The sequence below is a fragment of the Enterobacter sp. C6 genome (genome assembly GCF_008122455.1).
Classification (GTDB): domain Bacteria; phylum Pseudomonadota; class Gammaproteobacteria; order Enterobacterales; family Enterobacteriaceae; genus Enterobacter; species Enterobacter pseudoroggenkampii.
The window spans coordinates 39,829-66,018 of record NZ_QPFW01000238.1; the positions used below are offsets into that span (position 1 = coordinate 39,829).

The 26,190-nt window shown below is 58.7% G+C and carries 26 protein-coding genes and 1 riboswitch; of the genes, 12 read left to right on the top strand and 14 right to left on the bottom strand.

What is annotated here, in order from left to right; genetic code table 11:
• Position 1 precedes the first annotated feature (1 nt).
• Positions 2-988, top strand: a complete 987-nt coding sequence (locus DOU50_RS17070) for a fimbrial protein (protein ID WP_148769805.1) — start codon at positions 2-4, stop codon at positions 986-988.
• Positions 985-1,488: a fimbrial protein gene (locus DOU50_RS17075; RefSeq protein WP_048991519.1), complete on the top strand. Its 504-nt coding sequence runs from the start codon at positions 985-987 to the stop codon at positions 1,486-1,488. Before DOU50_RS17070 ends, DOU50_RS17075 begins: the two co-directional genes overlap by 4 nt.
• Here DOU50_RS17075 and dinG read toward each other — a convergent pair.
• Both dinG and rhlE read right to left on the bottom strand, forming a co-directional pair.
• Positions 1,475-3,652, bottom strand: a complete 2,178-nt coding sequence (gene dinG, locus DOU50_RS17080) for an ATP-dependent DNA helicase DinG (protein WP_148769791.1) — start codon at positions 3,650-3,652, stop codon at positions 1,475-1,477. The two genes, DOU50_RS17075 and dinG, sit on opposite strands and share 14 nt — an antisense overlap.
• 97 nt (positions 3,653-3,749) lie before the next feature.
• Entirely contained in the window at positions 3,750-5,129 is a 1,380-nt protein-coding gene (gene rhlE, locus DOU50_RS17085; protein WP_148769792.1) for an ATP-dependent RNA helicase RhlE, read from the bottom strand.
• A 205-nt stretch (positions 5,130-5,334) separates the two neighbouring features.
• Here rhlE and cecR point away from each other — a divergent pair, with 205 nt between their 5' ends.
• From cecR to DOU50_RS17110, 5 genes are read left to right on the top strand one after another with little or no spacing between them, the layout of a single operon-like run.
• Positions 5,335-6,012, top strand: coding sequence for a transcriptional regulator CecR (gene cecR / locus DOU50_RS17090; protein WP_148769793.1), 678 nt, complete (start codon positions 5,335-5,337; stop codon positions 6,010-6,012).
• Positions 6,009-7,004: a secretion protein HlyD gene (hlyD, locus tag DOU50_RS17095; protein ID WP_148769794.1), complete on the top strand. Its 996-nt coding sequence runs from the start codon at positions 6,009-6,011 to the stop codon at positions 7,002-7,004. Before cecR ends, hlyD begins: the two co-directional genes overlap by 4 nt.
• A complete protein-coding gene (locus DOU50_RS17100) occupies positions 6,997-8,736 on the top strand; it encodes an ATP-binding cassette domain-containing protein (RefSeq protein ID WP_148769795.1) in 1,740 nt (579 codons plus the stop codon). Before hlyD ends, DOU50_RS17100 begins: the two co-directional genes overlap by 8 nt.
• Positions 8,726-9,859: an ABC transporter permease gene (locus DOU50_RS17105; RefSeq protein ID WP_148769796.1), complete on the top strand. Its 1,134-nt coding sequence runs from the start codon at positions 8,726-8,728 to the stop codon at positions 9,857-9,859. Before DOU50_RS17100 ends, DOU50_RS17105 begins: the two co-directional genes overlap by 11 nt.
• Positions 9,860-9,868: 9 nt before the next feature.
• Positions 9,869-10,975: an ABC transporter permease gene (locus DOU50_RS17110; protein ID WP_148769797.1), complete on the top strand. Its 1,107-nt coding sequence runs from the start codon at positions 9,869-9,871 to the stop codon at positions 10,973-10,975.
• Here the strand turns inward: DOU50_RS17110 and DOU50_RS17115 are convergent.
• Complete coding sequence (locus DOU50_RS17115; protein ID WP_032649440.1) at positions 10,937-11,347, bottom strand: YbhQ family protein; 411 nt, start codon at positions 11,345-11,347, stop codon at positions 10,937-10,939. The genes DOU50_RS17110 and DOU50_RS17115 overlap by 39 nt on opposite strands.
• A 133-nt stretch (positions 11,348-11,480) precedes the next feature.
• On the opposite strand from DOU50_RS17115, the gene DOU50_RS17120 reads away from it, so the two are divergent.
• From DOU50_RS17120 to DOU50_RS17130, 3 genes are read left to right on the top strand one after another with little or no spacing between them, the layout of a single operon-like run.
• On the top strand, positions 11,481-12,242 hold the full coding sequence (locus DOU50_RS17120) for an endonuclease/exonuclease/phosphatase family protein (RefSeq protein WP_148769798.1): 762 nt from the start codon (positions 11,481-11,483) through the stop codon (positions 12,240-12,242).
• A complete protein-coding gene (gene clsB / locus DOU50_RS17125; protein ID WP_048991526.1) occupies positions 12,239-13,477 on the top strand; it encodes a cardiolipin synthase ClsB in 1,239 nt (412 codons plus the stop codon). Before DOU50_RS17120 ends, clsB begins: the two co-directional genes overlap by 4 nt.
• Complete coding sequence (locus DOU50_RS17130) at positions 13,477-14,439, top strand: lysylphosphatidylglycerol synthase transmembrane domain-containing protein (RefSeq protein WP_048991527.1); 963 nt, start codon at positions 13,477-13,479, stop codon at positions 14,437-14,439. Before clsB ends, DOU50_RS17130 begins: the two co-directional genes overlap by 1 nt.
• 89 nt (positions 14,440-14,528) lie before the next feature.
• Here DOU50_RS17130 and DOU50_RS17135 read toward each other — a convergent pair whose 3' ends face one another.
• The 6 genes from DOU50_RS17135 to moaA all read right to left on the bottom strand — a co-directional run bounded on the left by DOU50_RS17135 (position 14,529) and on the right by moaA (position 18,008).
• The gene (locus tag DOU50_RS17135) at positions 14,529-15,236 is read right to left on the bottom strand and encodes a Bax inhibitor-1 family protein (protein WP_024908758.1); all 708 of its coding nucleotides are present in this window, start codon (positions 15,234-15,236) and stop codon (positions 14,529-14,531) included.
• Between the two features lie 64 nt (positions 15,237-15,300).
• The gene (moaE, locus tag DOU50_RS17140) at positions 15,301-15,753 is read right to left on the bottom strand and encodes a molybdopterin synthase catalytic subunit MoaE (protein WP_148769799.1); all 453 of its coding nucleotides are present in this window, start codon (positions 15,751-15,753) and stop codon (positions 15,301-15,303) included.
• Position 15,754: 1 nt separating this feature from the next.
• Positions 15,755-16,000, bottom strand: coding sequence for a molybdopterin synthase sulfur carrier subunit (moaD, locus tag DOU50_RS17145; protein ID WP_032649449.1), 246 nt, complete (start codon positions 15,998-16,000; stop codon positions 15,755-15,757).
• Entirely contained in the window at positions 15,993-16,478 is a 486-nt protein-coding gene (gene moaC, locus DOU50_RS17150; RefSeq protein ID WP_023292962.1) for a cyclic pyranopterin monophosphate synthase MoaC, read from the bottom strand. Before moaC ends, moaD begins: the two co-directional genes overlap by 8 nt.
• A gap of 3 nt (positions 16,479-16,481) precedes the next feature.
• Positions 16,482-16,994, bottom strand: a complete 513-nt coding sequence (gene moaB / locus DOU50_RS17155; RefSeq protein WP_024908761.1) for a molybdenum cofactor biosynthesis protein B — start codon at positions 16,992-16,994, stop codon at positions 16,482-16,484.
• A 24-nt stretch (positions 16,995-17,018) separates the two neighbouring features.
• Positions 17,019-18,008 carry a GTP 3',8-cyclase MoaA gene (gene moaA / locus DOU50_RS17160; protein ID WP_148769800.1) on the bottom strand — a complete coding sequence of 330 codons (990 nt, stop codon included), beginning with the start codon at positions 18,006-18,008 and terminating at the stop codon, positions 17,019-17,021.
• Positions 17,996-18,129: riboswitch (molybdenum cofactor riboswitch) on the bottom strand. It overlaps the preceding gene by 13 nt.
• 225 nt (positions 18,130-18,354) lie before the next feature.
• Here moaA and yvcK point away from each other — a divergent pair.
• Positions 18,355-19,263, top strand: a complete 909-nt coding sequence (gene yvcK / locus DOU50_RS17170; RefSeq protein WP_048992088.1) for a uridine diphosphate-N-acetylglucosamine-binding protein YvcK — start codon at positions 18,355-18,357, stop codon at positions 19,261-19,263.
• Between the two features lie 74 nt (positions 19,264-19,337).
• Here the strand turns inward: yvcK and uvrB are convergent, their stop codons facing one another.
• A complete protein-coding gene (gene uvrB / locus DOU50_RS17175) occupies positions 19,338-21,353 on the bottom strand; it encodes an excinuclease ABC subunit UvrB (protein ID WP_024908763.1) in 2,016 nt (671 codons plus the stop codon).
• 752 nt (positions 21,354-22,105) lie between these two features.
• Between uvrB and DOU50_RS17180 the strand changes: the two genes are divergently transcribed.
• Positions 22,106-22,828 carry an ABC transporter ATP-binding protein gene (locus DOU50_RS17180; protein WP_024908764.1) on the top strand — a complete coding sequence of 241 codons (723 nt, stop codon included), beginning with the start codon at positions 22,106-22,108 and terminating at the stop codon, positions 22,826-22,828.
• On the opposite strand, the gene bioD is transcribed toward DOU50_RS17180, so the two are convergent.
• The 4 genes from bioD to bioB all read right to left on the bottom strand — a co-directional run.
• Positions 22,791-23,492, bottom strand: a complete 702-nt coding sequence (gene bioD, locus DOU50_RS17185; protein WP_148769801.1) for a dethiobiotin synthase — start codon at positions 23,490-23,492, stop codon at positions 22,791-22,793. The genes DOU50_RS17180 and bioD overlap by 38 nt on opposite strands.
• On the bottom strand, positions 23,485-24,240 hold the full coding sequence (bioC, locus tag DOU50_RS17190; RefSeq protein WP_148769802.1) for a malonyl-ACP O-methyltransferase BioC: 756 nt from the start codon (positions 24,238-24,240) through the stop codon (positions 23,485-23,487). The genes bioD and bioC overlap by 8 nt, the downstream gene beginning before the upstream one ends.
• Positions 24,224-25,381, bottom strand: a complete 1,158-nt coding sequence (gene bioF, locus DOU50_RS17195) for an 8-amino-7-oxononanoate synthase (RefSeq protein WP_148769803.1) — start codon at positions 25,379-25,381, stop codon at positions 24,224-24,226. Before bioF ends, bioC begins: the two co-directional genes overlap by 17 nt.
• Positions 25,378-26,190: biotin synthase BioB (gene bioB, locus DOU50_RS17200; protein ID WP_148769804.1), on the bottom strand; the 813-nt coding region annotated here is incomplete at its 5' end. The genes bioF and bioB, both read right to left, overlap by 4 nt.

Genomic DNA, 26,190 nt, shown 5'->3' on the forward strand with positions numbered 1-26,190 from the left:
GATGCAAATCGTTAAACAGAGTTTTTTATTGTTAGTGCTGGGAATATCCGCATTTTTTATGCCGCACGCGAAAGCGTCATGCACGTCTCCGGATATGCCAAAGATGATTGATGTGGCCTCCATATCGGTACCCACCTCGCTGGCCGTTGGCGCGACCATTCCGGGTTCAGAGCAGACGGTGCACGTTGCCGGGAATTGCTCCAGTACCTACAGCCCGGGGATGGAAATAGTGGCTTGCTATTATGGTTCCGGTTCAGAAATACCGGGCCTGCCGGGCGTGTACGACTCTGGTGTCGCCGGGATTGGTATCGCCCTGATGAACGATCAGGGGCAACGCATCCAGGGGGCCGGCGGCGTCCACTGTGATTCCCGGAATACGCCGGTGGGATATCTCTCTTCAGATGGACAGCTCTCGTTCAATTTTGACGTAACTCTGGAGCTGGTGAAAACCAGCTCCACGGTGTCCTCTGGCTCACTTTCTCAGGCTCAGACGGAGTTTGGGCTTGGCGTTTACAATCACGAAGGTTTAGGCAGTCCGAACACCCTTTCCTATTCAGGAAATATCACGTTTAACGAAGTCACCTGCTCCGTTTCGCCGAAAAGCCTCACCGTGACGCTGGGCAATTTCCCTGTCAGCGACTTCACCGGGACAGGAACTCTGACGTCGCCTCAGACGTTCGACATTACCGTTAACTGCAATAACACCGTACAGCCTCAAGTGATGATCACCAGTGCAAACGGCTATGAAACAGATTTCCCTGGCGTCGTAAAACTGACTCAGGAGAGTGGCGTAGCAACCGGCGTGGGAGTGCGCATGATGTTCGACGGGGAAATTGCCAACTTTGATACTTACAAGAATACGGCGGCAGTTGCACAAGCGAACGTTCCGCTGGCGATCCCGTTTGAGGTCGCATATCAACAAACGGCAGCCAGCGTCACCCCCGGGACAGCAAACAGCATTGCCACGATTACGTTGGGATATAAATGAAAAAAATCACCTTGTTACTACTGGCAGGCCTTCTCACGCAGGCGAATGCCGATGAGATCGCGATCCAGATGAGAGGCAATATCATCGCCAATACCTGCTCGGTAGACAGCGCCAGCCAGAATTTGACCGTTAACCTGGGACAAGCCGCCTCCAGCGATTTTAAGGATGTGGGGGATACCGGGGAGTGGAAGAATTTTGACCTTACGCTGTCCAAATGCCCGTCCACCACCACGCTCGCCACCGCGACCTTTAACGGCCAGGCAGACAGCGCACACCCGACGAAATTTGCCAGCACGGGCAGCGCCGGCGGGCTGGCTTTGGAGCTGGCAGACCGCCTGGATCGCATTACCATTGCCCCGCAGGCGAGCTTCAGCGCCCTGGTTAATCAAAGCGATCATACCGTCGATTTCCCACTTGCCGCACGCTACTACGCCACCTCCATGCCGGTGAGCGCGGGGACGTTCAGCAGTGTGGTGCAGGTGACCTTCACTTACCAGTAGGACCGCGCCCCTTAGCACGGATGCTTTTCCTGCGCCCGGCGGTCAGTGTTGCCGGGCGTTTTTTTACCTCGGGCACTTCTGGCTGTTCAATCGGAAAGATCGGCAGCGCGTTTAACAAACGTTGGCCGTAATTTTTGGTGAGTAGACGTTTGTCATAAATCACCACCTCCCCCCAGCAGCCGTGGCTACGGATCAGACGCCCGACCTGCTGAATGAGGTTAAACGACGCCGCAGGTAAGCTTTGCACCTCAAAGGGATAGCGATTGAGGCTTTTCAACCACTCGCCTTCGGTGATGACGACCGGGCTGTCGATGGGCGGGAAGGCAATTTTATGAATATGCACCTGCGTCAGGTAATCGCCCTTCAAATCCAGACCTTCCGCGAAGGACTGCAATCCCACCAGCACGCTGCGCTCGCCGTTATCGATACGTTTGCGGTGCGTTTCCACCAGCCGGTAGCGCGGCTGATCGCCCTGGACCAGCAGTAATAAACGCAGATCGGTGACGTGCTCCAGGAAGCGCTGCATCGCGCGCCCGCTGGCAAACAGCACCAGCATGCCGGGGTATTTTCTGCTCTCAACCTGTTCACGGAAGTAGGCCGCCATTTCCGCAATGTGCTGCTCTTCGTTGTCGATCAGCGGCTCGAATTTCATGCGCGGGATCACCAGCTTCCCCTGCTCGCAGTGGTTAAACGGCGAGTCCAGCGCGACAAAACGATCGCCCGCTTTCTCTTTAAGCCCGCTCATTTCCTGCAAACGCGAAAAACTGTTCAGGGAGCGCAGCGTGGCAGAGGTGACCACCACGTGCGGCACGCTGCGCCAGATCAGCTTTTCCAGCTGATCGGCCACGCGGATGCCCACGCAGTGGAAAAACAGATGGACCTGCCCGTCCCGCACTTCGCGGGTGGCCCATTTGGTGACCGGCGCGCCGGACGCCTGCGCCATCGAGGCGAGCCGCCAGAGCTTGCTCTGCGCTTCGAACATGCCCAGCGCACGGTTCATTTGCAAAAGAATACGGTGCAGGCGAACAACGTCATGCGAGCCGGTTTTCTCGCTCAGATCGTTTAAGAACATCTCCGCCAGCCCGCGCAGCTTTTCCAGATGCTTCGCCAGCTGCTGGCAGATCTCCATCACCTCTTCCGGCAGCTCGCCCATCGCAAAGCGGTGTTCTGCCTCCTGAGTTGCGGGAAGATAAAGATTCAGGATGTTGTTGAGCGATGAGATCAGACCGTAGACCTCTTCACAGTGGTCGCTCAGCCGCTCGGGTACCGCCAGCGGCGGCGTGGTTTTCGGGCGGAACTGCTCCATGCAGGTGGCGACAAGCTTACAGAACAGATCGAGCTGCAGGCGGAACCAGGGCGCGGTAATTTCGGCGCTCATCTCCAGCGCGTCCCGCGCCACGTCCGGCAGGTGGTGGCCTTCGTCGAGCACCAGCAGCAGGTTTTTCGGCTCCGGCAGCACCGCTTCGCTCTCCAGCGCCGCCATCACCAGGGCGTGGTTAGCCACAACCACTTCGGCTTCCTGAATTTCGCGCCGGGCGACAAAGAACGGGCACTCGCGATAGTAGTGACAGTTGCGGTTCAGACAGCTGGCTTTGTCCGTGCTGAGCCTGCGCCACAAATCGTCGCTGATGGCTTTATCGGTGTGATCGCGCAGGCCGTCCCATTTATAGCCATCGAGATCGCCTTTCAGCGTTGCGCAGAGCTCCTGCTCGGCTTTGTTGTTTGGCGTGAGATCGTCGTCGAGGAACGCCAGCAGATCCTGCTGCGACGCCTCGCTGCTGGCAAGCCCTGCCAGGTTACGCGGACAGACGTAGCGACCGCGACCAAAGGCGGCCGTAAACCGCAGGTCGGGGATGATTTTGCGCAGCAGCGGTAAATCTTTGCTGAAGATCTGATCCTGCAGCGCCACGTTGGCGGTGCTGACCACCAGCGTTTTGTCCTCTTCCCGCGCGATGGCAATGCCTGGAATGAGATACGACAAGGTTTTCCCGACGCCGGTCGGGGCTTCAATCGCCAGATGTCGCCCGTCGTCCCCGGCGAGCGTTTTTGCCACGTCAGCAATCATCTGCCGCTGCGGCGCTCGGGGGATAAAATCGGGGATCTGCTGTTGTAGCGCCTTATACCATGCGCCAATTTGCGCCTTGAGCGCAGCGGTTAAAGCCATCTGAAAACCTGAAATACTGTATAAACAGCCACTATTGTGGCACTTTCTCTTCGCAGCCGCAAAAAGAAAAGCCCGGCTTTACGACCGGGCTTCCAGATTACTGCGGGTTAGCAGGCTTGCGCGGGCGGCGTCGGCGCTGCCCTTCTCCTGCCGGCTTGCCTTCGCCGCTGCGCCACGGATTGTCACCGGCCGGTTTGCTGTCGTTGCTACGACGCGGCGGTTTGCCCGCTGACTTCGGCGCGCCGCCTTCGGCACGGCGCGGCTGCTGACCGCGACCACCGCCGCCCTGACCGCGACCGCCCTGGCGACCGTTCTGAATCGGCTCGGCTTTGATCGACGGATCCACTTCATACCCCGGGGTTTCGATACGCGGGATCTCTTTCTTCAGCAGACGTTCGATATCACGCAGCAGCTTGTGCTCGTCCACGCAAACCAGAGAGAGCGCTTCACCGGTTGCCGCCGCACGACCGGTACGGCCGATACGGTGCACGTAGTCTTCCGGCACGTTTGGCAGCTCGAAGTTCACCACGTGCGGCAGCTCTTCAATGTCGAGGCCACGGGCAGCAATGTCGGTTGCCACCAGCACGCGGATGTCGCCAGACTTGAAGTCCGCCAGCGCACGGGTACGCGCGCCCTGGCTCTTGTTACCGTGAATGGCGGCGCTGCGGATGCCGTCTTTATTCAGCTGTTCCGCCAGGTGGTTCGCGCCGTGCTTGGTGCGGGTAAAGACCAGCACCTGCTGCCAGTTACCCTGGCCGATCATCTGGGAGAGCAGTTCGCGCTTGCGCTTTTTATCAACAAAGTGAACGTGCTGCGTCACCTGCTCAGAGGCGGTGTTGCGGCGCGCCACTTCGACTTCCAGCGGGTTATGCAGCAGCTTTTCCGCCAGCGCCTTGATCTCGTCGGAGAAGGTCGCGGAGAAGAGCAGGTTCTGACGACGCGGCGGCAGCTTGGCCAGCACGCGGCGAATATCGTGAATAAAGCCCATGTCGAGCATGCGGTCGGCTTCGTCCAGCACCAGAATTTCAATGCTATCGAGCTTCACCGCGTTCTGGTGTTCCAGATCCAGCAGACGGCCGGGCGTTGCCACCAGCACGTCCACGCCGCCGCGCAGCTTCATCATCTGCGGGTTGATGCTGACACCGCCGAACACCACCAGCGAGCGAATGTTGAGATAGCGGCTATAGTCACGCACGTTCTCGCCAATCTGCGCCGCCAGCTCGCGAGTTGGGGTGAGGATCAGCGCTCGAACCGGACGGCGGCCTTTGGCGTGCGGCTGGTTTTTTACCAGCAGCTCTAACAGCGGCAGCGTAAAGCCCGCGGTTTTACCGGTGCCGGTCTGGGCGCTGGCCATCAGGTCACGGCCCTGAAGAACGGCAGGAATAGCCTGCTGCTGGATTGGGGTTGGCTCAACGTAGCCCTGCTCTGCGATCGCGCGCAGAATTTCCGGGTTCAGGCCAAGGGAATCAAAAGACATAAAAACTCCGAACCGCCCCGACCATCACAGGTGTAGTTTTCAGGGAGATATAACAATTAGGAGGACAAAAACCACAATGTCGCGAAGGGGCGGAGTGTAGCAGCTTTTGTGACGTGGCGCATAAAATATCCCTCCGCGTTCCCTCGACGTAAGCGTGAATCAGGCATAATCTTAATCAATCGATTGATTAATTTTTAATGCCGCCATGAATACAACACCCACAACAACCAAAGGTGAACAGGCCAAAAACCAGCTTATTGCCGCCGCGCTGGCGCAGTTTGGTGAGTATGGGCTGCATGCGACCACGCGCGATATCGCCGCGCTGGCCGGGCAAAACATTGCGGCGATTACCTACTATTTTGGCTCGAAAGAGGATTTATATCTCGCCTGCGCCGAGTGGATTGCCGATTTTATCGGCACGCAGTTTCACCCTCACGTCGAGGAGGCCACCGCGCTGCTCAGCCAGCCGTCGCCCGATCGCGAGGTCATCCGCCAGCTGATCCTCAATGCCTGCCACAACATGATCCGCGTGCTGACCCACGACGATACGCTCAACCTGAGCAAGTTTATCTCCCGCGAGCAGCTCTCCCCCACTGCCGCCTATCAGCGGGTACACGATCGGGTCATTGCCCCGATGCATACCCACCTGACCCGGCTGATCGCCGCCTATACCGGGCGGGATGCCAACGATACCGCGACAATTTTGCATACCCACGCCCTGCTGGGTGAAATCCTTGCCTTCCGTCTGGGCCGGGAAACCATCCTGTTACGCACCGGGTGGACACAATTTGATGAGGATAAAGCCGCGCAGATCGGTGAGGTGATCGCCTGTCATCTCGATCTGATCCTGCAAGGCTTAACGCAAAGGAGCCTGAAGTCATGAAAAAACCTGTCGCCATCATTCTGGTGGTTGTTGTTTTGCTTGCCGCCGGAGTCGGTGGATGGCTGTGGTACCAGAGCCATCAGGATAAAGGCCTGACGCTGTACGGTAACGTGGATATTCGCACGGTGAACATGAGCTTCCGCGTCGGCGGACGTCTCGCCGCGCTGAGCGTTGACGAAGGCGATGCCATTAAAACCGGGCAGACGCTGGGGATGCTGGACAAAGCGCCCTATGAAAATGCGCTGCTGCAGGCCAAGGCGGGCGTCTCCGTTGCGCAGGCGCAGTATGACCTGATGCTGGCAGGCTATCGCGACGAAGAGATCGCTCAGGCCGCGGCAGCCGTTAAACAGGCGCAGGCCGCCTATGACTACGCGCAGAACTTCTACGCCCGTCAGCAGGGGCTGTGGAAAAGCCGCACCATTTCCGCTAACGATCTGGAAAATGCGCGCTCGTCCCGCGACCAGGCGCAGGCAACGCTGAAATCCGCGCAGGATAAATTAAGCCAGTACCACACCGGTAACCGCCCGCAGGATATCGCCCAGGCGAAAGCCAGCCTTGAACAGGCGCAGGCGCAGCTGGCCCAGGCGGAGCTGGATCTGCATGATACCACGCTCATCGCACCGTCTGACGGCACGCTGATGACCCGCGCCGTGGAGCCGGGCAGCATGCTCAGCGCGGGCAGCACCGTGTTGACCCTCTCCCTGACCCGCCCGGTGTGGGTACGCGCCTACATTGATGAGACGAATCTCGGCCAGATGCAGCCGGGTCGCGAGCTGCTGCTCTATACCGACGGTCGCCCGGACAAGCCGTATCACGGCAAAGTGGGCTTTGTCTCCCCTACCGCCGAATTCACGCCGAAAACAGTAGAAACACCGGACCTGCGTACCGACCTGGTGTATCGCCTGCGAATCATCGTGACCGATGCGGATGACGCGCTGCGTCAGGGCATGCCCGTCACCGTAAAAGTGAACAGCGGGGAACGACATGAATGACGCGGTTATTCAGCTCAACAATCTGGTTAAACGCTTTAAGGGGATGGATAAGCCCGCGGTCGCACCGCTGAACTGTACCATCCAGAAAGGCTATGTGACCGGGCTGGTCGGCCCGGACGGCGCGGGGAAAACTACGCTGATGCGGATGCTGGCGGGGTTGCTCAAGCCGGATGAAGGTACGGCCAGCGTGCTCGGTCTTGACCCGATAAAAGATGACGGCGCGCTCCACGCCATGCTCGGCTATATGCCGCAGAAGTTTGGCCTGTACGAAGACCTGACGGTGATGGAAAACCTGAACCTGTACGCCGACCTGCGCAGCGTCACCGGCGAAACACGGCAGAAAACCTTCGCGCGCCTGCTGGAGTTTACCTCCCTCGGGCCGTTCACCGACCGGCTGGCGGGCAAGCTTTCCGGCGGGATGAAGCAGAAGCTGGGGCTGGCCTGTACGCTGGTGGGCGAACCAAAGGTGCTGCTGCTGGATGAGCCCGGCGTGGGCGTTGACCCGATTTCCCGCCGCGAGCTGTGGCAGATGGTGCACGAGCTGGCGGGCGACGGGATGCTGATCCTCTGGAGCACCTCCTACCTCGACGAAGCGGAACAGTGCCGGGACGTGCTGCTGATGAACGAAGGCGAACTGCTTTATCAGGGCGAGCCGACGAGGCTGACGCAGAGCATGGCCGGGCGCAGCTTCCTGCTGCACAGCCCGCAGGCGTCCAACCGCACGCTGCTGCAGCGGGTGCTCAAGCTGCCGCAGGTCAGCGACGGGATGATTCAGGGCCGCTCGGTGCGGGTGATCCTCAAAAAAGAGGCCACCGTCGACGATATTCGCCATGCGCCCGGCATGCCTGAGATCGACATGGAAGAAACGGCGCCGCGTTTCGAAGATGCGTTTATCGACCTGCTGGGCGGCGCGGGGACGTCAGAGTCGCCGCTTGGCACCATTCTGCACACGGTGGAAGGCACGCCGGGCGAAACGGTCATTGAAGCCAAATCCCTCACCAAAAAGTTCGGGGATTTCGCCGCCACCGACAACGTTAATTTTGCGGTGAAGCGCGGGGAGATTTTTGGCCTGCTCGGGCCGAACGGTGCGGGAAAATCGACCACCTTTAAGATGATGTGCGGCCTGCTGGTGCCGACGTCCGGCAAGGCGCTGGTACTGGACATGGACCTGAAGGTCAGCTCCGGCAAGGCGCGCCAGCATCTGGGCTATATGGCGCAGAAATTCTCCCTGTATGGCAACCTGACGGTCGAGCAAAATCTGCGCTTTTTCTCCGGCGTGTACGGCCTGCGCGGGCGGGCGCAGAACGACAAAATCCGCCGCATGAGCGACGCCTTCGGGTTAACCAACATTGCCTCCCACGCCACCGACGAGCTGCCGCTCGGCTTTAAGCAGCGGCTGGCGCTGGCCTGCTCGCTGATGCACGAGCCGGATATTCTGTTTCTGGATGAACCGACCTCGGGCGTTGATCCTCTCACCCGCCGCGAGTTCTGGCTGCATATCAACAGCATGGTGGAAAAAGGGGTGACCGTAATGGTGACCACCCACTTCATGGACGAGGCGGAGTACTGCGACCGCATCGGGCTGGTGTATCGCGGTAAGCTGATTGCCCACGGTACCCCGGACGACCTGAAAAACCAGGCCGCCGACGAGGAGCTCCCGGACCCGACCATGGAGCAGGCGTTTATCACCCTCATCCACGACTGGGATAAGGAGAATGCCCATGCGCAGTAAAACCCTTTCCTGGCGCCGGGTGCACGCGCTGTGCATTAAAGAGACGCGGCAGATCGTGCGTGACCCCAGCAGCTGGCTGATTGCGGTGGTGATCCCCCTGCTGCTGCTGTTTATCTTTGGCTACGGCATTAATCTGGACTCCAGCAAGCTCCGGGTCGGGATTTTGCTGGAACAGCAGAGCGAAGAGGCTCTGGACTTCACCCACGCCATGACCGGATCGCCCTATATTGACGCCACCATCAGCGACAGCCGTCAGGAACTGATCCAGAAGATGCAGGCCGGGAAGATTCGCGGTCTGATCGTCATTCCGGTGGATTTTGCCGCCAACATGGCGCGGGCGAATACCGATGCGCCGATCCAGGTGATCACCGACGGCAGCGAGCCGAACACCGCGAACTTCGTGCAGGGCTACGCGGAGGGGATCTGGCAGCTCTGGCAGATGCAGCGGGCGGAAGATCGGGGTGAAGAATTTAAACCGCTCATCGACGTGCAGACGCGCTACTGGTTTAACCCCGCCGCCATCAGCCAGCACTTTATTATTCCGGGCGCGGTGACGATTATCATGACGGTCATTGGCGCGATTCTGACCTCGCTGGTGATCGCCCGCGAGTGGGAGCGCGGCACTATGGAGGCGCTGCTTTCAACCGAAGTGACGCGCGTCGAGCTGCTACTGTGCAAGCTTATTCCCTACTACTTCCTCGGCATGCTGGCGATGCTGCTCTGCATGCTGGTGTCCGTCTTTATCCTCGGCGTGCCGTATCGCGGCTCGCTGGTGGTACTGTTCTTTATCACCAGCCTGTTTTTACTCAGCACGCTGGGGATGGGGCTACTCATATCCACCATCACCCGCAACCAGTTTAACGCGGCCCAGGTGGCCCTCAACGCCGCCTTTTTGCCGTCGATTATGCTGTCCGGGTTTATCTTCCAGATAGACAGTATGCCTGCGGTGATCCGCGCCGTGACCTACATCATCCCGGCGCGCTACTTTGTAAGCACGCTGCAAAGCCTGTTCCTGGCGGGGAATATTCCGGTGGTGCTGATTATCAACACCCTGTTTTTACTGGCGTCAGCGGCGATGTTTATCGGGTTGACGTGGATGAAAACCAAACGGCGGTTAGATTAAGGAGCGCGCATGTTTTACCGTTTATGGACGTTAATACGCAAAGAGCTGCAATCCCTGCTGCGCGAGCCGCAAACCCGCGCCATTCTGGTTTTGCCGGTGCTGATCCAGGTACTGCTGTTCCCATTTGCCGCCACCCTTGAGGTGACCAACGCCACCATCGCCATTTACAACGAAGACAACGGCAAACACGCCGTTGAGCTAACGCAGCGCTTTGCCCGCGCGAAAGCCTTTACCCACATCCTGCTGCTGAAAAGCCCGCAGGAGATCCAGCCCACTATCGACACGCAAAAAGCGCTGCTGCTGGTACGGTTCCCGGCGGATTTCTCCCGCAATCTGGATACCTTCCAGACCGCGCCGATGCAGCTGATCCTCGACGGACGTAACTCCAACAGCGCCCAGATCGCGGCCAACTATCTGCAGCAGGTGGTGAAGGATTACCAGCAGGAGCTGATGGACGGCAAACCGAAGCCCAACAACAGCGAACTGGTGGTGCGCAACTGGTACAACCCGAACCTGGACTACAAGTGGTTCGTGGTACCGTCGCTGATCGCCATGATCACCACCATCGGGGTGATGATCGTGACCTCCCTCTCCGTCGCCCGCGAGCGCGAACAGGGCACGCTGGATCAGCTGCTGGTCTCCCCACTCGCCACCTGGCAGATTTTCGTCGGGAAAGCTGTGCCGGCGCTGATTGTCGCGACGTTCCAGGCCACCATCGTGCTGGGAGTCGGTATTTGGGCCTACCAGATCCCGTTCGCCGGTTCGCTGGCGCTGTTTTACTTCACGATGGTGATTTACGGGCTGTCGCTGGTGGGATTCGGGCTGTTGATCTCAGCGCTCTGCTCAACGCAGCAGCAGGCGTTTATCGGGGTATTCGTCTTTATGATGCCCGCGATTTTGCTCTCGGGGTACGTATCGCCCGTCGAGAATATGCCGGTGTGGCTTCAGGATCTGACGTGGATAAACCCGATTCGGCACTTTACGGACATCACCAAACAAATCTATCTGAAGGATGCGAGTCTGGATATTGTCTGGGGAAGTTTGTGGCCGCTACTGGTGATTGCGGCCACGACGGGCTCAGTGGCGTACGCGATGTTTAGACGCAACATTGCGTAGCTTTTTCTCTTTGGTCAGCAATGAGACGACCGCAGGCCCTGCGAGGATAGCCATACCCGCCAGGGCCAGCAGCAGGTTGTTTTGCAGCACGCGTGACAGCAGCCACAGGACGATCATCGCCGCACCAAAATACCAGGTGGTGGTGAGCTCTTCGAGCACATCACCCACCTCGCGCCAGCGTGCTTCATGGTGGCGCTGTAAGAACAGCATCGACAGCACGGTGACGCCGTAAAGGACGCATAGCCCCAGGCCAACATGCACCAGCGTGCCGCTCATCCAGCCCATCACCAGTACGGCCACGACCAGTAAATGCAACATTATCTGCCAGCAACTCAGGCCAGTTGCGACACGAACACGTTGTTGCCACTTCATGGCTTCTCTCCTGAAGGATTTTTCTCTGCTTAATCAGACTACCGCACTTTACGGAAAATTCCGTAACGCCGCATCTTTTTGTGACGCCGACTACACTTTATTTTCATTGGGATAGTCACTCAGGAAGGAGCTTATGACGAAAAAAATGCAGCATTTCTCGCTTAAAGTGCTGACGATAAACATTCATAAAGGCTTCACAGCATTTAATCGCCGCTTCATTTTACCGGAGCTGCGCGACGCGGTTCGCACCGTCAGCGCGGATATTGTCTGCCTGCAGGAGGTGATGGGCGCACACGAAGTGCATCCGCTTCACTTTGAGAACTGGCCCGACACGCCGCACTATGAATTTCTGGCCGACACCATGTGGAGTGATTACGCCTACGGCCGCAATGCGGTCTATCCGGAAGGGCATCACGGCAACGCGGTGCTGTCCCGTTATCCCATAGAACATTACGAAAACCGCGACGTTTCCGTCGGGGAGAGCGAAAAACGCGGCCTGCTTTACTGCCGCGTTACCCCGCCCGATCTTGAGCTGCCCATCCATGTCGGCTGTGTTCATCTGGGCCTGCGCGAAGCCCATCGTCAGGCGCAGCTGAAAATGCTGGCCGAATGGGCCAACGCGCTTCCCGAAGGTGAACCGGTGGTAGTGGCGGGCGATTTCAACGACTGGCGACAGCGGGCAAACCATCCGTTAAAGGTAGAGGCCGGACTGGAGGAAATTTTCACCCGCGCAAACGGCAGGCCTGCGCGCACCTTCCCGGTCCGTTTCCCGATGCTGCGGCTTGACCGCATCTACGTAAAAAATGCCCATGCCAGCAGCCCGACCGCCCTGGCGCTCCTCAACTGGCGGCATCTTTCCGACCATGCCCCGCTCAGCGCGGAGATCCACCTATGAAATGTTCCTGGCAGGAAGGCAACCGGATCACGCTGCTGGTCAACGGGGACGAGTATTACCCGGCCGTGTTTAAGGCGATTGATCACGCTCAGCAGAAGGTGATCCTCGAAACCTTTATCTGGTTCGAAGACAACGTTGGCAAGCAGCTGCACAGCGTGCTGCTGCGCGCCGCCCAGCGCGGGGTGAAAATTGAAGTGCTGCTGGATGGCTACGGCTCGCCGGACCTCAGCGATGCATTCGTCAATGAACTGACCGCCGCGGGGGTGGTATTCCGCTACTACGATCCCGGCCCTCGCCTGTTCGGTATGCGTACCAACCTTTTCCGCCGGATGCATCGCAAAATTGTGGTGGTAGATGAGACGGTGGCGTTTGTCGGCGGCATTAACTACTCCGCTGAGCATATGTCCGACTACGGCCCGGAAGCGAAGCAGGATTACGCGATTCGCATTGAAGGCCCGGTGGTGCAGGACATCTTGCTGTTTGAGCTGGAGAACCTGCCGGGGAAAGAGGCCGTTCGCCGCTGGTGGAAACGCCGTCATCGCCCGGAAGAGAATCGGAAGCCCGGCGAAGCGCAGGCGCTTTTCGTCTGGCGCGACAACGGCGAGCACCGGGACGATATTGAACGTCATTATCTCAAGATGCTGGCCAACGCGAAGCGTGAAGTGATCATCGCTAACGCCTACTTTTTCCCGGGCTATCGTCTGCTGCATGCCATGCGCAATGCCGCCCGACGCGGCGTGCGCGTGAAGCTGATTGTGCAGGGCGAGCCGGACATGCCGATCGTCAAAGTCGGGGCACGGCTGCTGTATAACTATCTGGTGAAGGGCGGCGTCCAGATCTACGAATATCGCCGCCGACCGCTGCACGGCAAAGTCGCGCTGATGGACGATCACTGGGCCACCGTGGGCTCCAGCAACCTTGATCCGCTGAGCTTATCGCTCAACCTTGAAGCCAACCTGATCATTCACGATCGCCAGTTTAATCAGACCCTGCGGGATAACCTTCAGGCGTTGATCGTTAACGACTGCGTGCGCGTGGATGAGTCCATGGTTCCCAAACGCACCTGGTGGAACCTGGGCATCAGCGTGGTGGTGTTCCACTTTCTGCGGCATTTCCCGGCGATGGTCGGCTGGCTGCCGGCGCATACGCCGAAGCTGGCGCAGGTGGACCCGCCGGTACAACCCGAAATGGAAACCCAGGACCGCATAGAAGCGGAAGACGGAGGCAAACCCTGATGTCGAAATCGCATCCACGCTGGCGGCTGGCAAAAAAGATCCTCACCTGGCTGTTTTTTATTGCGGTCGCTGTGCTGCTGGTGGTCTACGCGCAGAAAGTTGACTGGGAAGAGGTGTGGAAGGTCATCCGCAACTATAACCGGATGGTGCTGCTGGGCGCTGTGGGGCTGGTTATCGTGAGCTACCTGATGTACGGCTGCTATGACCTGCTGGGCCGCGCTTACTGCGGCCACAAGCTGGCCAAACGTCAGGTAATGCTGGTGTCATTTATCTGCTACGCCTTTAACCTGACGCTGAGCACCTGGGTCGGCGGCATTGGCATGCGCTATCGCCTTTATTCGCGCCTTGGCCTGCCGGGCGGAACCATCACGCGCATTTTCTCGTTAAGCATCACCACTAACTGGCTGGGCTATATTCTGCTCGGCGGGGTGATCTTCACCATCGGCGTGGTGCAGCTCCCCGCGCACTGGTATATCGACGAGGCTACGCTGCGCATTCTGGGCATCGTACTGCTGCTGATTATCGCCGTTTATCTCTGGGCCTGCGCCTTTGCCAGACGCCGTCATATGACCATTAAAGGGCAAAAGCTGGTCCTGCCCTCGTGGAAGTTTGCGGTGCTGCAGATGGCGGTTTCCAGCGCTAACTGGATGGCGATGGGAGCCATCATCTGGCTGCTGATTGGCGAGGACGTAAATTACTTCTTCGTGCTGGGCGTGCTGCTGGTGAGCAGTATTGCCGGGGTGATTGTGCATATTCCGGCGGGGATCGGCGTGCTGGAGGCGGTGTTTATTGCCCTGCTGGCCGGGGAGCATGTTTCTCAGGGAACGATTATCGCCGCCCTGCTGGCGTACCGCATGCTGTATTACTTCCTGCCGCTGGCGCTGGCAACGATCTGCTATCTGGTGCTGGAAAGTCGGGCGAAAAAGCTGCGGGCGAAGAATGAGAGGATGCTAGCGAAGTGAATAAGTCGGGTGGCGGCTTCGCCTTACCCGACCTACGGTTCGCGCTTCGTAGGCCGGGTAAGGCGAAGCCGCCACCCGGCAAAGCAACCTTAACGACGGTTGCCGAAAATACGCAGCAGCATCAGGAACAGGTTGATGAAGTCCAGATACAGCGTCAGGGCGCCCAGGATCGCGTATTTGCGCAGGTTCGAGCTGTCGCGCACGTCAATCTGCTCGCCGATGTTTTTCAGCTTCTGGGTGTCATACGCCGTCAATCCAACGAAGATCACCACCCCGATGTAGGTCACGGCCCACATCAGCGCTTCGCTCTTCAGCCACAGGTTCACCAGCGACGCCAGCACAATCCCGATCAGCCCCATAAACAGCATGCTGCCGAAGCCGCTCAGATCGCGCTTCGTGGTGTAACCGTACAGGCTCATCGCGCCAAACATCCCGCCGGTGACCACAAAAGTGCTGGCGATGGAGGAGTAGGTGTAGACGATGAAAATACTGGAGAGCGTCAGCCCGGTCAGCGCCGAATAGAGCATAAACAGCGTGGTCGCCATTCCGGCACTCAGCTTTTGCACCAGACCCGAAAGCACAAACACCAGCGCCAGCTGCGCGATAATCAGCCCAAAGAAGGTGATCTTACTGGAGAAGATAAACATCATCAGCTCCGGCGTGTTCGCCGCATACCACGCGATAAACGCGGTAAGCAGCAGGCCAACCGTCATCCAGCCGTACACCTGAGCCATATACGTCTGCAGGCCGCTACGGGTCTGCTGTACTATTGAATCGGAACGCGGAAATCGGTCCATGATTCACTCCTGATTAAGTTTAAGTAGACACACACGTTAAGATTAACACATCCGCGTAAACCGACTACCAACGGCTGGCGGCTTGTTTATCGCTGTCGCGAGATTCTACCCAGCGGTCACCCTCCGGCGTGGCTTCGCGCTTCCAGAACGGCGCCCTGGTTTTGAGGTAATCCATAATGAACTCCCCGGCGGCAAACGCGCTGCCGCGGTGCGCGCTGGTCACCCCGACGAAGACAATCTCCTCGCCGGGCCACATCTCGCCGATGCGGTGAATCACCGTGACGCGGCCGAGCGGCCAGCGGCCCCGCGCCTCGCCAACAATCTCCGCCAGCGACTTCTCCGTCATGCCGGGATAATGCTCCAGCGTCAGCGCCTTCACGCTGTCGCCGAGGTTGTGGTTGCGCACTTTGCCAGTGAAGGTGACAACTGCGCCGTCTTCATCGCGTTCCGCCAGCCAGCTGTATTCGGTCCCCACGTTAAAACGCCCGGGGCTCACCAGAATTCGGGTTTCAGCCATCTTAGCCCCCCGTTACCGGCGGGAAGAAGGCCACTTCATCCCCTTCGGCCAGCGGGTGGGTGAATTCCACCAGCGTCTGGTTAACGGCGGCCAGCAGCTTGCCTTCGTCCAGCGCCAGCGCCCAGCGGTCGCTTTGTGCCGCCAGATGCGCGCGCAGGGCAGCAACGTTTTCAAAAGACGCATCCAGCGTCAGGCTGTCGGTATTCACCAGCTCGCGCACCTGCGCAAAAAAGAGCACCTTAATCATGACTGTCCACCTTAAAATCTCCGGATTTTCCGCCGCTTTTTGCCAGCAGGCGAACCGGGCCAATCACCATATCTTTCTGCACCGCTTTGCACATGTCGTAGATGGTCAGCGCGGCAACGGAGGCCGCCGTCAGCGCTTCCATCTCCACGCCGGTTTTGCCGGTTAAGCGGCAGAGTGACTCAATGCGCACCCGGCTCTGCTCCGGCTGGGCCTGCAGGTTCACCTCCACCTTGCTCAGCATCAGCGGATGGCACAGCGGGATGAGATCCCAGGTGCGCTTGGCGGCCTGAATCCCCGCGATGCGCGCGGTGGCAAAGACATCGCCCTTGTGATGGCTGCCGTCGATAATCATCGCCAGCGTCTCCGGCAGCATGGTGACGAACGCTTCGGCGCGCGCCTCGCGCACCGTTTCCGCTTTGGCGGAGACGTCCACCATATGCGCTTCGCCTGCGGCGTTAATGTGGGTCAGTTGTGACATAGCTTATTTCTTTAAATGGGGATGGAAATTACACGGACGGGTACGGGCATCCAGCTGCGGGGCGATGATGTTTTCCCACGCGGTGCGGCAGGCTTTGGTCGAGCCCGGCATGGCGAAAATCAGGGTTTTGTTAGCCACCCCGGCAACGGCGCGCGACTGCAACGTGGAGGTACCAATCTCTTCAAAGGAGAGCATGCGGAACACCTCGCCGAAGCCTTCCACCTCGCGGTCGAACAGCGGGATAAGCGCTTCGGGGGCCTGATCGCCTGCGGTAAAGCCGGTGCCGCCGGTGATCAGCACCACCTGCACCTCATCGCTGGCGATCCACTGAGAGACCTGCGCGCGAATGGCGTAGCGGTTCTCCTTCACGATCGCTTTATCAACAATGTGATGCCCCGCGTCATGGGCCGCCTCGCGCAGCCAGTGGCCGGAGGTATCATCCTCTTCGCCACGGCGATCGGAAACGGTAAGGATAGCAATGCGTGTCGGGATAAATTCTGCGCTTACCTGACTCATTTTCTGTTTCCTTCTTAAGCCTGATTACCCGCCGATGTAGGACAGGTTCTGAGTAATGCCGGTATTGCCCTGATGCAGGAAGTGGGTCTGTTTTTTATGCGTCAGCGCTTCAGAAATGCGTGCTTCAAGCGCGTCCTGCTGCGCATCGTCTTCCAGCAGATCGCGAAGGTCTACGCCGCCGTCACCAAACAGGCAAAGATGGAGCTTGCCCACGGAGGAGACGCGCAGGCGGTTGCAGCTGGCGCAGAAATCTTTCTCGTAAGGCATGATAAGCCCGATCTCGCCTTCGTAATCCGGGTGGCAGAAGACCTGCGCCGGGCCGTCGCTGCGCTGGCGGATCTGATGGAGCCAGCCGCGTTTTAGCAGCTCGTCGCGCAGCACCATGCCGGAGATGTGATGGCGGCGGAACAGCTCGCTACCCTCGCCGGTTTCCATCAGCTCAATAAAACGCAGCTGAATGGGGCGGGATTTAATCCACACCAGGAAGGTATCAAGCTGGTGATGGTTTACATCACGCATCAGCACCGTGTTGACTTTGACTTTTTCGAAGCCGGCCGCAAATGCCGCATCGATACCGTCCATGACCTGCTGGAATTTATCCTGGCCGGTAATGGCGTGGAACTGGCGGGCGTCCAGGCTATCGACGCTGACGTTAATCGCCGTCAGCCCCGCATTGCGCCAGGTCGCCACGTCGCGCGCCATGCGGTAACCGTTGGTGGTCACCGCAATCTGGCGGATACGTTCGTTTTCACGTACGGCGGCAATGATGTCGGGGAAATCGCGGCGCAGCGAGGGTTCACCGCCGGTAAGGCGCACTTTTTCGGTGCCGAGCTCAGAGAAGGCGCGCGTAACGCGGCGCACTTCATCCACGGAGAGAAAGCCGTTATTGGTGATGCTGCCCGGTTTGTAGCCATCGGGCAGGCAGTAGGTGCAACGGAAGTTGCACACATCGGTAATCGACAGACGTAAGTAATAAAACTTACGCGCGAAAGCATCAGTAAGTTGTGAAGCCATGTACACCTTTCCAGATCGGGAGGCACAGTCATTTCTTTCTGTACCCTGGTGGCAAATTCGCCACGGCCAGAGCGCCATATCTTTCGACACAGGCGCAAGGGCTAGAGTGTATGTTTTCAATTTTGAAAACGTGGTTAGGGCGATAGTAGCGCGGAAATTCTGACGGCGCCATTATCGCTTTTCGCTATATAATTAAGTATATAGCGAGTCATTCGTCCATTTTCGCTACAGAATACCTAAAAACCGCATTTTCACATTGATATACGTCATTTTGCATCGGGTGAAGCATCGTCTTTTAGGGGTAGTTAGGTTACTGTTACGCGATCGAACGTAATAAGGAATACGTATGCGCAATCGCACTTTTGCGGATCTTGACCGAGTGGTCGCTCTTGGCGGAGGACACGGCTTAGGCCGGGTTATGTCCTCTTTGTCGTCACTGGGCTCAAGGCTGACAGGGATAGTGACCACCACCGATAACGGCGGCTCAACCGGGCGCATTCGTCGTGCCGAAGGCGGCATTGCCTGGGGAGATATGCGCAACTGCCTGAACCAGTTAATTACCGAGCCGAGCGTCGCGTCGGCGATGTTTGAGTACCGTTTTGGCGGTAATGGCGAACTTTCCGGGCATAACCTCGGAAATCTGATGTTAAAGGCGCTGGATCACCTGAGCGTACGGCCTCTGGAAGCCATCAACTTAATCCGTAATCTGCTCAAAGTGGACGCATTCCTGATCCCCATGTCTGAACAACCGGTTGACTTGATGGCAATCGACGCCGAAGGGCATGAAGTTTACGGCGAGGTGAATATTGACCAGCTCCTTCTGCCGCCAACGGAGTTGATGACCTATCCGAGCGTGCCCGCCACGCGTGAAGCGGTAGAGGCAATCGGGGAAGCGGATCTTATCCTGATCGGTCCAGGCAGTTTTTATACCAGCCTGATGCCCATTCTGCTGGTGAAAGAGCTGGCGCAGGCGCTGCGCCGCACCCCGGCGCCGATGGTTTACATCGGTAATCTGGGACGTGAACTGAGCCCGGCGGCGGCGAGCCTGTCGCTGGCGGACAAGCTTGAATTAATGGAGCATTACGTCGGCAAGAAAATCATTGACGGCGTAGTCGTGGGACCAAAAGTGGATGTGTCAGGGATTGGCGATCGTCTGGTGGTGCAGGAGCCACTGGAGGCCTCAGACATCAAGTATCGCCACGACCGTCACCTGCTGCGCGAGGCGCTGGAGAAGGCGATTCAGGCGCTGGGTTAGGTTCGTTTTTTGCGGCCTGATGCCCTCACCCCGGCCCTCTCCCACGGGGAGAGGGAGAAATACGCTGCTTTAACCTATGATGCCGCGATAAACAGATCCCGCAGCTGATGAAGCTGGTCGCGGATCTGCGCCGCCTCTTCGAACTCAAGGTTCTGCGCGTGCTGCATCATCTGCCCTTCCAGCTCGTGGATTTTCTGCTGCAGCGCTTTCGGCGTCAGCACGACGGTATCTTCTTCCACCACTGAACGCGCCTTGCCGCGGCCTTTCGCTTTGGTTTTGGCAATGTTCTGACCCAGCGCCAGAATATCCACCACCTTCTTGTTCAGACCCTGCGGCGTAATGCCGTGTTCTTCGTTGTAGCGCTGCTGTTTCTCGCGGCGGCGTTCCGTCTCACCAATCGCTTTCGCCATCGACGGGGTAATTTTGTCACCGTACAGAATCGCTTTACCGTTGACGTTACGCGCCGCACGACCGATGGTCTGGATCAGGGAGCGTTCAGAACGCAGGAAGCCCTCTTTGTCCGCATCGAGAATCGCCACCAGCGAGACCTCCGGCATATCGAGACCTTCTCGCAGCAGGTTAATCCCTACCAGCACGTCAAACTCGCCCAGACGCAGGTCGCGGATAATCTCCATGCGCTCCACGGTATCGATATCCGAGTGCAGATAACGCACCTTCTCGCCGTGCTCTTCGAGATACTCGGTCAGGTCTTCCGCCATACGCTTGGTGAGCGTGGTCACCAGCACGCGCTCGTTGATGGCGGAACGGGCGCGGATCTCAGAGAGCAGGTCGTCCACCTGGGTGGCCACCGGACGCACCTCGATAACCGGATCCAACAGCCCGGTCGGACGCACCACCTGGTCAACCACCTCATCGCCCGATTTTTCCAGCTCGTAGTTGCCCGGCGTGGCCGAAACGTAGATGGTTTGCGGCGCGAGCGCCTCAAACTCTTCAAATTTCATCGGACGGTTATCCAGCGCCGACGGCAGGCGGAAGCCGTACTCTACCAGCGTCTCTTTACGCGCCCGGTCGCCGCGGTACATCCCGCCGATCTGCGGGATCGTAACGTGGGATTCGTCGATCACCAGCAAACCGTCTGCCGGAAGGTAATCAAACAGCGTCGGCGGCGGCTCGCCCGGCCCGCGCCCGGAGAGGAAGCGGGAGTAGTTTTCAATGCCGGAGCAGTAGCCCAGCTCGTTCATCATCTCAAGGTCAAACTGGGTGCGCTGGCTCAGGCGCTGCTCTTCCAGCAGCTTATTGTTCGCCAGCAGCACCTTACGGCGCTCGGCCAGCTCCACTTTGATCTCTTCCATCGCCTGCACGATACGCTCGCGCGGCGTCACGTAGTGCGTTTTCGGGTAGATGGTGAAGCGCTGGATCACCGACTCAACGTGTCCGGTCAGCGGGTCGAAGAGCGACAGGCGTTCAACCTCTTCGTCGAACAGCTCGACGCGCAGTGCCATATCGTCCGATTCCGCCGGGAAGATGTCGATCACCTCACCGCGTACGCGGAAGGTGCCGCGCTGGAACGCCTGATCGTTACGGGCATACTGCAGCTCCGCCAGACGACGGACGATGGCGCGCTGGTCGATGATCATCCCCTGCGTCAGGTGCAGCATCATCTTGAGATAGAGATCCGGATCGCCGAGACCGTAGATCGCGGAAACCGATGCGACAACGACCACATCGCGACGCTCCAGAAGCGCCTTAGTGGCCGACAGACGCATCTGCTCGATGTGTTCGTTCACCGAGGCATCTTTCTCAATGAAGGTGTCAGAGCTCGGTACATAGGCTTCAGGCTGGTAGTAATCGTAGTAGGAGACGAAATACTCCACGGCGTTTTCCGGGAAGAACTCTTTCATCTCGCCGTAAAGCTGTGCGGCCAGGGTTTTATTGGGTGCCAGCACCATCGTGGGGCGCTGGAGATCCGCAATCACGTTGGCGATGGTGAACGTTTTACCCGAGCCGGTTACCCCCAGCAGCGTCTGGTGCGCCAGCCCATCTTCCAGCCCTTCTTCCAGACGACGGATCGCCTCAGGCTGATCGCCAGATGGACGGAAAGCAGAATTCAATTTGAACGGTTTACTCATGGGCGACAACTTGATGACGTTATAAGCGGCAGGTGAGTAATTTTACTCCTTGTTGCCAGGAATGCCAGTAAAAAACACTGGATGAAAAACCAGTAGCATGTCAGGATATTTAGAGTAGCGCCTGAATGATTAGCGCGATAGCGACCAAAATTTGGACTGTGACAATATAAAACACCAGTCAGGTCGGGTTATCCCCAGAACTTTTTCTTTTTTAACATTTGTCAAGCCAGGTAATGATAGTTTTGTGGCAACGAGTGACACTTTCATGACGGGAATTGCTTTTATCTAAGCAATTAAATAATAAACGATATTTTCTAAAGCCGCGTTTCGCGTCAATTTGGGCGAAAGCCGCGTCTCCTCTCGCTTATCGCGTGTTTTCTAACTCTAATGCACATGGTTATCCACAGGAATAGTGGATAACTGCTTCCAGCCCATGCAGACTGGCGCTCGGCAAATTCCCGGATTTTCCCACGAGACGGCGGTAAAAAATTTTTATAGCTATTTTTTGCTGATTAACAGTTGCGTCATTCATAACCAACCGATGCGATCTTGCTCACATTTTCAGCATTTCGGGTTCTGCACCACAACTCAACACCGCCAGCACCGTCGATGTGCAATCCCTTTTTTTCTCACACCCTCTCCGGTGACTTATTCCTAAAAAAGCCGGTTTTTTAAACGCTTTTCGGTTTCTGGCAGGGGTTTTGCAGATTCAAACCCGAGCCTCACCTACACACATTTTTAAGGAGAGAAAGATGTTGAGTCTGCGTGCTGTGAATCAGTTTTACGGAAGCCAACATACGCTATGGAACGTGAATTTGGATTTTCCGCAAGGAATGTGTACAGGCGTCGTTGGCCTGCCGGGAATGGGGAAAACCACCCTCATGAATTGCATCGCCGGGAGAGTTCCCGTCGAAAGCGGCAGCATCATCTGGCATGAGGCAGGCGCGCCGCCGCGCGATTTGCTTAACCTGCCGCCAGAACAGCGTTCAGGAACGGAGATAGGCTATGTCCCGCAGGACAGGCGGATCTTCTCCCAGTTAACGATTGAGGAGAATCTGCATATCGCCATGCGGGCGATGGGGAAACCCAATCCGGAAGCGAAAAGCGACGTTTACGACCTGTTTCCAGCGCTCTACGCATTGCGACAGACCCGCGCCAACACGCTCTCTCCGGACGACCAGTACCAGCTGGCGCTGGCTAATGCGCTGGTGAACCGTCCTCACCTGCTGATCCTCGATGAGCCCCTGCACGGCGCAGGACACAGCTTCGCCCAGAAGCTGGGGCAGCTGCTGGTGCGCTTAAACCGGGAGTTAGGTATGACGGTGCTGTTAGCGGAGCAGCAGCTGTCGTTTATCCGCCGGGTGGCGGACCGTTTCTGTATGCTCTATCGCGGGCGTAACGTGGCGCAGGGCCACGTTAACGAACTGGATGACGAGCTTATCGCGCACTGGATGTCGCGGGAAGCAAGACGCTGAGATCGAGATAACGCCCGATTTCGGCATTTTCCGCGCCGTCAGCAAGCCAGGGAATTTCCCCGAGGCACGGGGCGGGAAGGACGCGCCTGAGCGTCGCCAGATACTCCTGGTGTCGTTTCCCCGGCGCAACCACGTCGTTGGCTATCCAGCCCGCCAGACGCAGCCCGGCCTGCCGTATGGCCTGCGCGGTCAGCATGGCGTGATTGATACAGCCCAGCTTAACGCCGACGACCAGAATGACCGGAAGCTGCTCGGCCTGCACCCAGTCAGCAAACGTCTGCGCGTCCGAAAGCGGCGTAAACCAGCCGCCAGCCCCTTCCACCAGCACCCAGTCGGCCTGGCTTTCCAGCGCCCGTAACCCGGCTGAAAGCACGGCGAAATCAATCGGACGACCTTCGTCAGCGCTGATGATGTGCGGCGAGGTCGGCTCGGCAAAGGTATATGGATTGACCGCTGAATAGGCGAGTTCACGCGTGCTGTTACGCTGGAGCGCCAGCGCGTCGGTGTTGCGTAACCCTTCCGCCGTCATCTCGCTGCCGGAAGCAACGGGCTTATATCCGGCGGTGTTTTTTCCGAGCTTTCGTGCCGCCTGCAGCAGCGCAGAGCTGGCCACCGTTTTGCCCACTTCCGTATCCGTTCCGGTGACAAAATAACGTTCAGTCACGTTCGATAATCCCATGAAAAAGTTGATAAGAGAGCGGGAAATGACCCCGCTGCTGAGGCCAGGCCAGCTCCAGGCGCTGCAGCTGTCCCCGGGTCAGCGGTTTTTTCTCCCGTCCGGCATGCAGGTGCGTGGCGCCGATGCCCTTCAGCGAGCGCATCGCGCTGAACGCATCGCTAAAATTGAGGGTGATGGTCTGCACAGTGCTGCGGTAGCGCCAGCCTGCCAGTGCCTGCGTCACCTGGTCATGCGATAAAAAACGGTTAGCGTGCGGCTGCTCATCCACCGCTTTCCACGCCTGATTCAGCTCCGGCAGCGAACTCTCCAGCAAGGTGGTAAAGGCCACCTTCCCGCCCGGTCGCGCCACGCGATAAAGCTCGCGCAAGGCCTGCGGCAGGCTGCTGCACCACTGGACCGCCAGATGGCTCCAGACCAGATCGAACTGCGCATCCGCCAGCGGGATCGCCTCGATATCGGCCAGCAGATAGCGATCCGCTGCCTGCCTTTGACGCGCCTCGTCGAGCATCTGCTCTGAGAGGTCGATAGCCGTGACCTGGCTTCCCGCCCCGCGCCAGTAGCGGCTGTTGCTGCCCGGACCACAGCCGGCGTCCAGCACCTGGGGAAAACGGCTCTCGCCAAGCGCGGTCAGAAGCCCCTGCGCGCTCAGACGCTGCAGCTCATCGTGCTGCGAATAGCTCTGCGCGGCGCGACCAAATGCCGCCGCGACGGCCTGCTTATTCACCGGCAACATGGAGCGCCTCCAGCAACGTCTCAATATCCTGTCGTTCATGCGCCGCCGTCAGGGTTAAGCGCAGCCGCGCGGTACCCGGCGGAACCGTTGGCGGGCGGATGGCGGTCACCCACATGCCGCGCTGGCGCAGCGCCTGTGCCAGCGCCAGCGCGCGGCCGTTTTCACCGACAATCACCGGCTGGATAGCGCTCTGCGAATCGGGACTGCGGAAGGGCAGCGCCGCTAGCCCCTGGCGGAAGCGGGCGATATGCTCTGCCAGCCGCTGGCGACGTTCATCCCCTTCTGCGCTGCGGATCACCGCTAGCGACGCAGACAGCGCCACGGCCTGCGCCGGGGGCATGCTGGTGCTATAGATTAGGTGTCGGGCAAACTGCAGCAGATAGTCGGCGACGGATTCGCTGCACAGCACGGCGGCGCCGCTGACGCCAAAACCTTTGCCGAAGGTGACAATCAGCAGCTCCGGCTTCACGTTTTGCTGATACGCGCTCCCGCGCCCTTCGTCGCCCATTACGCCAATGCCGTGGGCATCGTCCACCAGCAGCCAGGCGTTTTGCCGTTTGGCGGTATCGTGCAGCGCGGCAAGCGGCGCGCTGTCGCCGTCCATGCTGAATACCCCTTCCGTGACCGCCAGCTGTTGTCCGTCGCAGGGTTTATCCAGCAGCGCAGCAAGCTGTCCCGCATCGTTATGAGCAAAGCGGCGCAGCTGCGCCGGGCTTAAATGTGCCGCCTCCAGCAGGGAGGCGTGACTTAAGCGGTCGGCGACAATGCGGTCCTCTTTTTCCATCAGGGCCGTAATCACCGCCTGGTTGGCGGCAAAGCCGGAGATAAACAGCAGCGCGCGCGGGTAGCCGAGCCAATCAGCCAGTTCCTCTTCCAGCGCATGATGCGCTGTGGTGTATCCGCTGACGTGTCCCGAGCCGCCGCTGCCCACGCCAAACCGCTCAGCGCCCTGCTGCCAGGCGCGGATAATGGCCGGATGCTGGCTCAGCCCGAGATAGTCGTTGCTGGAGAAATTACAAAACTGCCGCCCGTCGCGGGTAAGAAAACGGCCCGCGCCGTTTTCCACCACCCTGCGAACGCGAAATGCCTCTGCCGCCCGACGGTCGTCAAGCGCAGAGTTGATACGTGCCTGCCAGGTCATACGGCTGCCGCGTTGTAGAACTGGTCGGTGTCAGCGTTGAAAATCTGCTGCTCCAGCTGCTGCTGTTGCTCGTTATCGCCCGTCAGCACCTCGGTCTGATGCGGGTTAAGCCCCAGCTTGCGGAACAGCTGAACGTCTTTGTCCTCTTCCGGGTTCGGCGTGGTCAGCAGCTTGCAGCCGTAGAAGATAGAGTTGGCTCCGGCCATAAAGCACATGGCCTGGGTCTGCTCGTTCATCTGCTCGCGACCGGCAGAGAGGCGCACGAAAGAGGTCGGCATCATGATGCGCGCCACCGCGATGGTGCGAATAAAATCAAACGCATCCACATCGTCGTTGTCCGCCAGCGGCGTGCCCTTGACCTTCACCAGCATGTTGATCGGCACGCTTTCCGGCGGGGTCGGCAGGTTCGCCAGCTGCAGCAGCAGGCCCGCACGGTCTTTCACGGTTTCGCCTAAGCCCACGATGCCGCCGGAGCAGACCTTGATCCCCGCGTCACGCACTTTATCCAGCGTATCCAGACGCTCCTGGTAGGTACGCGTGGTGATGATGTTGCCGTAAAACTCCGGCGAGGTGTCGAGGTTGTGGTTGTAATAGTCCAGCCCCGCCGCCGAAAGGCGCTGCGCCTGCTCGTCGTTCAGCGTGCCGAGCGTCATACAGGCCTCTAGGCCCATCTCCTTCACGCCTTTTACCATCTGCTCCAGGTAAGGCATGTCGCGATCGTGCGGGTTCTTCCACGCCGCGCCCATGCAGAAGCGGGTCGAGCCGGCGTTTTTCGCCTTGCGCGCCGAGTCGAGTACCTGCTCCACTTC